Here is a 10,582-nt window from a genome sequence, read left to right on the forward strand (position 1 = left end):
CCCGATGTACAACCCTTCTGTGAGATTTCCGCGTCGACGGCATGACGTTCAGCCAGAGGATGGAGACGCGACATAAAACAACCTGTTGCTTCGGGTAAATACAAATCAAGGTTAAGATGCGTCGTTTGCCACGACAACAGATATTTTATTCTGATATTGCGAGTTATTTTCAATATTATTTATGTTTTCGTAAAATCTGTTCTGTTCAGATTCCTGTCAGGAAATCATGATATGAAAGTGGATTCAGATTCCTTTTGCCGAGACACATATGCCTTGTTCAACGCCGGACATCACGGACAGCCGGTTGCGCTACGACAGGCCGACGATCGTCCTTCACTGGACGACCGCCTTTCTGGTGCTGCTTCAGTTTGCTCTTGGCGAAACCTGGAACTGGCCAACAAAACCCGTCCATCATCTGATGGTGGTCGCGCATCTGACAGCCGGCATCCTGCTGACCGCAATCATGGCGTTCCGCATTGTCTGGCGTCTGACGAACGGCCGGCACCTTTCGGACCTTCTCCGGCCCATGGACCGGATATTCGCCCTTGGAGCGGAGTACGCCCTCTATGTGCTGCTTCTGGCGGAAATCGTGCTGGGCTACCTCTGGCGATGGGGTGCCGGGCAGATGATGAGTTTTTTCGGACTCCTGATCCCCTCCCCATTCGCGCGGCTCCCGCCGAACACCGTAGCGTGGCTTCAGAGCCTGCATGACTGGAATGCGTGGCTGATCATGGGTCTTGCGACAGGCCATGGCGCAGCGGCACTTTTTCATCAGTTCGTCCTGAAGGACAAAGTGCTTGGACGTATACTGCCGCAGTGTTTCTTGCCTCGTCAGTGAGGCGATCGGAGCCCTGTCTGATTTTCATGACTGGGCAGCACCATGATGCTGGATCGCCAACAACGTCAGCTTTTTTCGGCTTCCGTTGAACAGCAGACGTTTCGCTGTTCCGACCTTCCCGGACATTTGAACGTGCTGAATTAATGGTCGCCTCCGCCGAGGCGAGGCCCGCATACGCCGATGCATCGGATAAGGCATTTGGCCGCTGCTAAGTCGTTTTGGGAAACAGTCCGGCAACCCAGTCGATGAACACGCGCACCCGTGGTGAGAGCTGCCGGTTGCGCGGATAGAGCAATGAGACTGGCGTCGGCGATGGTGGAGAATCGGGCAGAATCGTCACGAGAGTCCCCTGCACCAGATCCCGTTCGACATGGTAACGAGGAACCTGGATCAGCCCGAACCTGAAGGGCACGTTCAACACGATGCGCGAGGCCGCCAAGCGGCTGCATGACGGCGGGCGGATCATCAATTTCTCGTCCAGCGTCACGGGACTGCTGCAGCCGGGCTATGGCGTCTATGCCGCCACCAAGGACGCAGTGGAGGCTCTGACGAGCATTCTGGCGAAAGAACTGCGTGGCCGCGCCATCACCGTCAACGCGGTGGCCCCCGGACCGACTGCGACGGATCTGTTTCTGAACGGAAAATCACCCGAACTCATCGACCGTCTGTCGAAGCTCGCCCCGCTGGAGCAGCTGGGCCAGCCCGAGGACATCGCCGCCAGCGTCGCCTTCCTGTCCGGCCCGGATGGTGCGTGGATCAACGGCCAGACGCTGCGCGCCAATGGTGGAATCATCTGAACCCAGTCTCTGGCGTCCGGCACCGTGCCGGGCGCCTCCTATTCCATGAAAGATTGCGTGCCATGAAACAGATCATCGTCATCACCGGGGCCTCCGGCGGCTTCGGCGCGCTGGCTGCCCGTGCGCTTGCCCGATGGCTCGTGGCGTAGCGAACTGAATACCTGGCGCCGTTCGGAACGCAGTGGCGGCGCCCCCTTGGAACCTCTCCCGGTCCGTGTCCTGCGCTATCGATTGGACGGCGTGGAGAATGGCGACTAAACCTACACGCTGGTGACGACGATCCTTGATCCGGCACACGCACTTGCTTGCGATCTGGCGGCATTTTATCACGAGCGTTGGGAGATCGAGACCGCGTTCGACGAACTCAAGACCCATCTTCGCGGCGCGCGTCTGTGCTTGAGGAGCAAAACACCGGAACTTGTTCGTCAGGAATTCCACGGCCTGATGCTTGCACATTTCACGATACGAAGCCTGATGCATGAAGCGGCGTTGAAGGTAAGAGAAGATCCAGACCGGCTGTCATTCACCCATAGCCTGCAGGTCATACGCCGCAAGATAGGCCATATGGTCCTGCTTTCCCCCTCGGCAGAGAAATAAAGCGTGCCAGAATATCCTGCTTGAGATTCTTGAAGAGCGCGTCGTCAGCAGTCGCGGAAAATCACGCCATCGCGGCGAGCCTCCACCCTATCAGCCCGAAATCGTCATTATTACCTCTAAATGAACAGTATTAGGGAGATTTCTCCCCCTTGCCAGCTGTTGAATGCTACCTTGGGTAGCCATTCAACACTGCTGGCTCCTCTTAAAGATAACCTATTGAGATGCCCGATTTCCCGTTTTGTTTTTTATGTAAGAAACGAAAACGAACAAATACTTAACGAAAAAAGTGGATATAATAGCAGTGGCTTAAAAACTGGGTCTTGGCGGTCTAGTCACGACTGGCATGATTGAAAGAAGCTGTTGTTGTGGTGATCTCCCACAAATAGGCATTGTGGATATCCGTGAATTCTCAATCAGGTAATCGGTATAGCCGTTCAGGGAGTTGTCAGCTTCATCTGCTATAATAACAATTCTATCGCAGTCCTTTCTCATGATGAAACATACAATCGGCGGAATTTTATGTGTGGTCAAAGTATCGATTCTCTGACTGTAAAATTTAGGTCAAAACTAACGATCATATGTATCGTAGAAGCTGATATATTTCATATCTTGTTTGTTTTTCTGTTTTTCTTAGCTTCTTTTGGGTTTTCTTCAGAAGTGAAAGCCGAGAATTTCACATTTACTCAGGCCGTAGAAGATGCCTGGTCTATTGATCCTGATCGCAATGAATTGACTACAAATTATCACTCGGCATCAAGACGGGCTGTGGCTGCTAGGTCGTGGTTTGCTGGTGGTCCAACTGTGTCAGGCCAGTATTTTGATGACCATGCCATAGGTAGTAACGAAGGATACACAACCTACCAGGGTGGTGTGTCTGTTCCTTTTTGGCTTCCTGGACAAGGTAGCGCAACTGTGGGAGTTGCCAGAGCAGAAGCGCTTACCATCCAGGAACGGCTGCATGTGGCGCGAATGGCGGTGGCCATGAGAGTTCTGGATACATCAGCCAACGTCGTTATGGCTCAGCGCCGACTGGCAATCGCACGCATCCAGAAAGACACACTGGAAAAAATCCGGGCCTCAGTAATCCATGGGAAGCACATCGGGGAGATGACTCTTGCCGATCAGCAGATCATCGCCTCTGAAATCGCAAATGCAGCCAATGAATATTCCCAGTCTGAAGAGCAGGTCGAGACAGCGACCTCAGCGCTTCGTATCTTGCTGGGTCGCCCGGCCGTCCCCGATATCCTCTCATTTGACAATGTGGCGTTAGCGCATCACGGACTCTTCTCTGCCGAAGCCCTCGAAAATAATGATCCTCGCGTCAGAGCCGCCCGTCAGGCCGTGCATACAGCAGAAGCTGGCGTGCATCTCGCCAAAACCTCTTTCATGCCGAACCCTGAAGTTGGCGTAGCTGCAGTTCACGAAAAACAGTATGGCAGCCCGTGGGACGACCGCGTGGGGGTAACAGTTTCCATCCCGCTTCCCAGCGATGTCCGCAACGTTCCCATGGAAGCGGACGCCCGCAACAAGCTGGCAGCGGCTATCAGTCAGGAGCAGCAGGCTCGCCGCAATGTCAGGCAGGAACTTGCTCAGGTTTTTTCTCATCTGACGGCCACGAAAGATATGTTCAGAAATTCTGTTCTGTCCGCTGAGAATATGAACAGGCGCGCAAATGAGATGAATCGATCATGGCAGGTCGGTGAGACCTCATTGGTCGAACTGTTACGAGCCAGATCCGCTGCCAGCAGTGCTTTGCAGCTCCGCAATCAGGCGGAAGTTGCCTGGCACGCTGCCATCATACGAACATTGATCGCCGCAGGAGAATTCCAGTGACTATTTCATCTGCCTCCATGAAAGACTGGAAATATTTACTCTGTGTCATGATTATTTTTCGCATTACTGAGCCGCCTGCACGAGCCGCCGGCAGTGCGCCGATTGTCGTAATGGGAGAGGCGGCGCAGAAGAATTCTGCTCTGGTAATCTCGATCGCAAGGAGTGGTACACTCGCAAAAAATCTGGATGCAATGGGAACCGTCACAGCCGAGGCGGGGCATGTCGTCCGTATTCACCCAGCAGGGTCCGGTAAAGTTCTGAATGTTGCTGTGGTACCTGGTCAGCATGTGCATAAAGGAGAGACGCTTCTTACCTATCAGGATCATTCATTACATCTGGTCCGCCTTGAAATGACAAGAGCACAGGCGGCACTGACGACAGCGTATGCGGCCTCTCAGAATGCAGCGTCAGCCTACCACCGGGGGCATGAACTGGAAGGAACAACAGTTGCAGCAGGAGAGACCAGGCGTCGCCTGGCCATATTCCAGGCAGCAAAAGACGATGTTATAGCCCGACAGGCTGATGTAGATACGCTGAAGCATCAACTTGAAGAAGAATACAACTCCGTTACGGAATCAGATAAAGCCCAGACCAGTCCGCTGGACGAGACATCGTCAATCATTGCCCCGACCACAGCAGAAGTACAGAGTGTGTTCGTTGGCGTTGCTGACGACATTTCCCCTGCGACGGAACTGATAGGCCTGACAGACATGTCATCGGTATGGATTGTTTCTGACATCCTGCCTCAGGATGCCGCTCAGGTGGTCCAGGGCGGCGAACAGACCACCGAACTCACATCGGACACAGGGACGACATTACTGAAATCGAAAATAACTTCGGTAGGGAGCATGGCGGATCCGGTCACAGGCCTCGTCCGCGTCATAAGCACGGCCCCCAATCCAGATGGCAGTCTTCATCCAGGCATGTTTCTCAATACCCATCTGCCAACACGCGAAAAGACGGCAGGCATCATTGTGCCGGAGAACGCTGTCACAGAAATCAACGGCGTAAGCACTGTATTTGTGCCGGTGAGTCCAAACCGGTTTCGGCCACAGGAAGTGCATGTTGGTGCTACGGGCAATGGACAGAAAGTCATTACCTCTGGCCTCTCCGCAGGTGAGCGGATCGTAACGCAAGGCGCATTCGCCCTGAAGGCGGTGATGCTGGTGTCAGATATGAATGATGGAGACTGAGAGCGTCATGCGTAGCGTTCTCTCCGCCCTGCAGACCCGACGCTGGCTAGTCCTTGGGGTAATCTTCCTGACATTCATCGCCGGGTGTATGATCGTGCGTGGCCTTCCCGTGGAAGCCGTGCCCGACATTTCGCCCCGGCAGGTGCTCGTTTCCGTTGTTGCTCCCGGCCTCGCTACGGAAGAAGTCGAACGGCTGATCACCTTTCCGATCGAGGCCAGTATGGCCGGCATCCCGGAGATGACAGATCTACGGTCGGTCTCCCGTTCAGGAGTCTCGGTCGTTTACATCCAGTTCGCGGATGAGACGGACATCAATCTTGACCGTGCTCGTGTGGAAGAACGGATTCAGCAGGCCAGAGGCATGATATCTGTGCCGGGAGTCAGTGTGAATATCGGGCCACTCGCTACAGGGCTTGGTGAAATCATGCAGTTGCAGATCAAAGGCGACGGTTATTCGCTGATGGATCTGAACCGTCTGATGACATGGACTGTCGCACCGCAGTTGAAACTGGTTCCGGGCGTCGTGGACGTGAACGTGAACGGTGGTGCCGAACAGACATTTCAGGTCGCTCTCGATCAGGCCCGCCTTATGGCACTGGGTGTGTCAGTTGATGACGTCTTCCGGGCGGTGGATGGCAATAACTCCGCATCAGGAGGTGGATGGATTGAGCATGGTGAAGAACAGCAGATCGTTGTCGGACGCGGCCTGATCGGTTCACTTGATGACTTTGGGTCCATTCCCGTCCGGGCCAACACTAACGGTTCCGCCATTTTCCTGCGGGATGTCGGGCACATTTCCATGGGACCGAGAACACGACTGGGTGCCGTCACGCGTGATGGTCAGGGCGAGGTTGTCATTGGCGTCATCATGATGCGCATGGGAGCGAGTTCCGACACCACCTTAGCCGCCATCGAAGCAGCACTTCCCGGCATTCGTCAATCTCTTCCTAAAGGTGTGACGCTTGACCCTTATTACGTGCGTTCAACGCTGACAGACAGCACCATCAGGACCGTGAAAGAAAATCTTGTCGTTGGAGCACTCCTGGTCATCGGTGTTCTGATCGTGGTGATCGGTGACTGGCGGGCGTCACTGGTCATCGCGTCAGTCATCCCGTTTGCGCTCGTCTGTGCAATGGCCGGCATGCGATGGTTCGGAATTTCCGCCAATCTACTCAGTCTTGGTGCCATCGACTTCGGCATGATCGTCGATAGTTCCCTCGTCGTGGTCGAAAATTTCATGACCCATCGTGCTCGTGACAGGGCCAGTGGACAGAATACGTTGCCGGCTTCTCTCGCAGTCTCAGCAGCAACCGAAGTACTCCGTCCCGTAAGTTTCGGCATTCTTGTCATTGTGATGGTCTATCTGCCGATCCTGACATTGCAGGACATCGAAGGCAAAATGTTCCGCCCCATGGCGCAGACGGTCATCATGGCGCTGTTGGCCTCTCTGTTTTACTGTGTTGTCGGGATACCGGTGATTGCGGCTTTGGCGATGAGGTCTGCAAGCCATCATGACGATACCCGTCTGGTTGCTTTTCTTCGTCGTGGTTATGGTCCCATGCTGAACTGGTGTGAAAACCGACCACGGACCCTGTTTGGCACAACTTTCGCGATTTTTGCTTTTTCTGTCTGGATCGGCCTGCATCTGGGTGGCGAGTTCATTCCGTCTCTCGACGAAGGGGCCCTGACGGTAACTACGACACGACTGCCCGGCATTTCGCTGCCCGAGGCCTTGAAGGAAGTCAACCTTCAGGAGCGTATCCTGCGTCGCTTTCCCGAGGTCACCAGCGTTGTGAGCAACACAGGAACATCAGCCATTCCGACTGATCCGATGGGCGTTAACGAGACAGACAGTTTCATTTTTCTGAGGCCACCATCACAGTGGACCACGGCGCATACGCAGGAGGGGCTCGTTACGGCGATGAGTCAGGTGCTGAGCACTGAACTGCCCGGAATGGAGCAGTCATGGAGTCAGCCAGTGCAGATGCGGATGGATGACCTCCTGTCCGGTGTCAGGACACAGATTGCCGTTTCGATCTATGGGGATGATCTCGCTACGCTGGCGCGGCTGGGGGACAGGGTAGCGAGTGTCATGAAAACCATTCCCGGTGCGGCTGACGTGGCTCCACAGGGAGACGGCACCGTTTCTTTCATCCATATCGACATTGATCGTCGAAAGGCGGCGCGGCTGGGTATTTCCCAGCAGGAACTTCTAAACGTAGTTGAAGCGGTCGGCGGTCATATTGGACGGCCCGTCACAGTCGGTAACGCACTGATCAGCACGCAGGTCCGTTTCGATCCTGCCCAGGCAGGCACACGTGACCAGATCGCCCGCCTGAGGGTCCGCCGCGCCGATGGCCGAGGAGCGGTCCTGCTTTCAGAGATCGCGGGGGTCACGGTACAGGACGGTCCTCCCCGTATCAGCCGGGATAATATCCGCCGTCGTCTGATCGTGCAGGCCAATGTTCGTGGGCGAGACCTCAGCTCCTTTGTTGCCGAAGCACAGAAGGCAGTCAGCAGAAAAATCACCATGCCTCCCGGTTATCGCATCGTGTGGGCGGGTCAGTTCCAGAACCTGAAGTCAGCCATGGCACGTCTGGGAGTTGTCGTGCCGATTGCATTGGTATTGATTTTTGCCCTGCTTGTCGTTGCGCTGAATTCCGTCTGGCTGGCCGGGCTTGTTTTCGTCAATCTGCCAGTTGCCGCGACAGGTGGCATCCTGGCCCTCGCTCTGCGTGGCCTGCCATTCAGCGTCTCCGCGGGGATCGGGTTTATTGCGCTGTTCGGTGTGGCGGTTCTGAATGGCGTGGTACTCGTCACCGCCATTAATTCCCTGCGCGTGGCAGGCCGGGATGCTGCTCGTGCCGCGTATGAAGCCGCGGAAGAACGTTTCCGGCCGGTCATGGCGACAGCGCTGGTCGCCAGTCTTGGTTTCATTCCCATGGCAGTCTCGACCAGTGCCGGTGCCGAAGTTGAACGCCCTCTGGCGACCGTCGTCATTGGTGGTCTGATCTCCTCGACACTCCTGACATTGCTTGTGCTGCCCTCTCTCTACGCACGTATCATGAAAAACCGCATCGCATGAAAATCCTGATTATCGAAGACGAACCCGCTCTGGGCTCGGCCGTAAGAGACCGCGTCCGCCAGGCCGGACATGTCGTCGACTGGTTCAAAACCCTGACCGATGCCCGGGCAGCCCTGATTGCCTCTTCTTATGATTTCCTACTACTGGATCTTGGTCTTCCAGACGGTAATGGTCGGGATCTGCTACGGGAAATCCGGCGGGACTGTTCATCTCTGGCCATCCTGATCACGACAGCTCAGGATCAGGTCAGTGACAGGATCGCGGGGCTGTCAGAAGGCGCAGATGATTATATTGTCAAACCTTATGATCTCGACGAACTCGTTGCCCGTATCGACGCTGTTGCCAGGCGTTACGCGGCCCTTCCAGACAATGTGGTCATGGTGGGCACTATCAGAATAGACCTCGCGCGCCGTCAGCTTGAACGCGATGGCCAGACAGTTGATCTGTCTGCGCGTGAATGGGCTATTGTCGAACTTCTTGCGCGCCGGCCTGGAGCAGTCTGCAGTCGTGAGCAGATTGAAGACGCCCTTTATGGTCTTAGTGACGATGTGGAAAGCAACGCCATTGAAGTTTTCGTCAGCAGGATAAGGAAGAAAACCGGACCTGGTCTGATCATGACAGTCAGGGGTAGAGGCTATTGTCTCGCGGAGAACACGTCCCGATGAAGCGCTGGAGTCTGGCGTCCCGTATCGTGTCCGGAACACTGATCATCGTGCTTGGCGCACTGGTGCTTCTCAGTATTCTTGTTGCGGCCTTTACCCGCTATGAAGTTACGGAGCGTCTTGACAACTCGTTACAGGAAGTGGCCGAGCGTCTGGAGTTTGTCATCAGTGAACTGGACAAAACCGACAGGGCTTCCGTCACCCCAGGTGGTCAGATTGCGCAACTCCCCGGGGTGAACCGGCGAACGCTGGCCTACCAGATCACCACACCGGCCGGTCGCCTTGAGGTCAGGTCACAGAATGCGCCGGAGACACTATTCGTACCACGTCTGAAGTCAGGATTTTACAACATCTCATTATTCAGAGTGTATGTCGTACCATCAGCGTCTGGTCGCGATTACATTCTGGTGGGTGAGCCGACTTTTCACAGAAATGAAGCTGTCAGGCGGGCTATTCTGATTTCAGTTCTGCCAATGGTAATATTTTTCCCGGCGATCTGGGTTCTGGTCCGCTGGCGTGTCCGTCGCGCCATGCGTCCTCTGACCAGCCTTCAGCAGGAAATCAGGAGCCGGGGAGGATCGAATCTGGCCCCCGTTCCCCCATTGGATCTCCCCGAAGAACTGGTGTCCATTCACTCGGCCGTCAATCTTCTGCTTGAACGTCTGAAAATGGCGCTTTCGACAGAGCGCGCTTTTGCGGCCAACGCAGCCCATGAACTACGCAATCCAGTAGGAGCGCTTCTTGCACAGGTTCAGGTTCTCAGGAATTTTCTTGTAGGGTCGGACTATGAAGAGCGTGCAACGATCATCATGCAGCAGGCCCGCAGAATTGGCCGGATGATGGAAAAGCTGCTTCAGCTCTCAAGAGCGACATCAGGGATCGCTCTGACCGGGAACATGTTCGATCTGGTGCCTGTCATTCGATTTCTGGCAGAAGAACTTGAGCGGGAAAAAAACCAGCCGATTGAATTTTCTGGAGCATCTCATCTCATGATCCGGGGCGATATGGATGCAACAGGTATCCTGTTTCGCAATCTTCTCGAAAACGCCGTTCTTCATGGTTCATCTGCGCAAGCCGTCAGTGTGATCATCACGCAAGATCATAAAGTCCTGATCTGCAATGATTGCGAACAGCTGCCATCTGAAATTTTGCGGGATATGGAAAAGCCTTTCGTCAGAGGAAAGACCGATGCCGAAGGCAGCGGCCTCGGCATGGCGATTGCGCGACAGATAGCTCAGCAGCTGCATGCCGACATGGTGGTGAGTTCGCCTATACCTGGAACGGACAGAGGCGTCCTGGTGACAGTTCGATTGCAGGTCAATTAGATCAAAGATTACGTCTGAGCGGACCAGGAAATCTGACGCTCTATCTATCAGATCCTAGGATTAAACAGTTCGCGTCTGCCGAGACGTTGCATTTCGGAATACACGACGTCGAAGCATCCACGTAGTGCATTCCATAGTTGACCAAATTCCATGTCCAGTTTTTCACTACGTTATTTGTCCCAGAACGATTCCTCCCACTGCACCGAGAACAACGGTAATCCCCCCATAAAAAGAGTGACTTTTGAATGAGAA

The 10,582-nt window shown here is 54.7% G+C and carries 9 protein-coding genes; 8 read left to right on the forward strand and 1 reads right to left on the reverse strand.

What is annotated here, in order from left to right:
* Nucleotides 1–268: 268 nt before the first annotated feature.
* Nucleotides 269–838, forward strand: a complete 570-nt coding sequence (locus AD944_RS02245; RefSeq protein ID WP_045542200.1) for a cytochrome b — start codon at nucleotides 269–271, stop codon at nucleotides 836–838.
* A gap of 208 nt (nucleotides 839–1,046) precedes the next feature.
* Here AD944_RS02245 and AD944_RS16190 read toward each other — a convergent pair whose 3' ends face one another.
* On the reverse strand, nucleotides 1,047–1,304 hold the full coding sequence (locus tag AD944_RS16190) for a LysR substrate-binding domain-containing protein (protein ID WP_197056315.1): 258 nt from the start codon (nucleotides 1,302–1,304) through the stop codon (nucleotides 1,047–1,049).
* Between AD944_RS16190 and AD944_RS02250 the strand changes: the two genes are divergently transcribed.
* From AD944_RS02250 to AD944_RS02280, 7 genes are all read left to right on the forward strand, one after another.
* Entirely contained in the window at nucleotides 1,261–1,635 is a 375-nt protein-coding gene (locus AD944_RS02250; protein WP_456303478.1) for an SDR family oxidoreductase, read from the forward strand. The genes AD944_RS16190 and AD944_RS02250 overlap by 44 nt on opposite strands.
* Before the next feature lie 270 nt (nucleotides 1,636–1,905).
* Nucleotides 1,906–2,232, forward strand: coding sequence for a transposase (locus AD944_RS02255; protein ID WP_052051307.1), 327 nt, complete (start codon nucleotides 1,906–1,908; stop codon nucleotides 2,230–2,232).
* A gap of 519 nt (nucleotides 2,233–2,751) precedes the next feature.
* On the forward strand, nucleotides 2,752–4,065 hold the full coding sequence (locus tag AD944_RS02260) for a TolC family protein (RefSeq protein WP_082741202.1): 1,314 nt from the start codon (nucleotides 2,752–2,754) through the stop codon (nucleotides 4,063–4,065).
* Nucleotides 4,062–5,258 carry an efflux RND transporter periplasmic adaptor subunit gene (locus AD944_RS02265; protein WP_231551658.1) on the forward strand — a complete coding sequence of 399 codons (1,197 nt, stop codon included), beginning with the start codon at nucleotides 4,062–4,064 and terminating at the stop codon, nucleotides 5,256–5,258. The genes AD944_RS02260 and AD944_RS02265 overlap by 4 nt, the downstream gene beginning before the upstream one ends.
* A 7-nt stretch (nucleotides 5,259–5,265) precedes the next feature.
* Nucleotides 5,266–8,343, forward strand: coding sequence for an efflux RND transporter permease subunit (locus AD944_RS02270; protein WP_061474727.1), 3,078 nt, complete (start codon nucleotides 5,266–5,268; stop codon nucleotides 8,341–8,343).
* Entirely contained in the window at nucleotides 8,340–9,008 is a 669-nt protein-coding gene (locus AD944_RS02275) for a response regulator transcription factor (protein ID WP_035379714.1), read from the forward strand. The genes AD944_RS02270 and AD944_RS02275 overlap by 4 nt, the downstream gene beginning before the upstream one ends.
* On the forward strand, nucleotides 9,005–10,330 hold the full coding sequence (locus AD944_RS02280; protein WP_045542198.1) for a sensor histidine kinase: 1,326 nt from the start codon (nucleotides 9,005–9,007) through the stop codon (nucleotides 10,328–10,330). Before AD944_RS02275 ends, AD944_RS02280 begins: the two co-directional genes overlap by 4 nt.
* Nucleotides 10,331–10,582 lie beyond the last annotated feature (252 nt).

The organism is Acetobacter tropicalis (genome assembly GCF_001580915.1).
Classification (GTDB): domain Bacteria; phylum Pseudomonadota; class Alphaproteobacteria; order Acetobacterales; family Acetobacteraceae; genus Acetobacter; species Acetobacter tropicalis.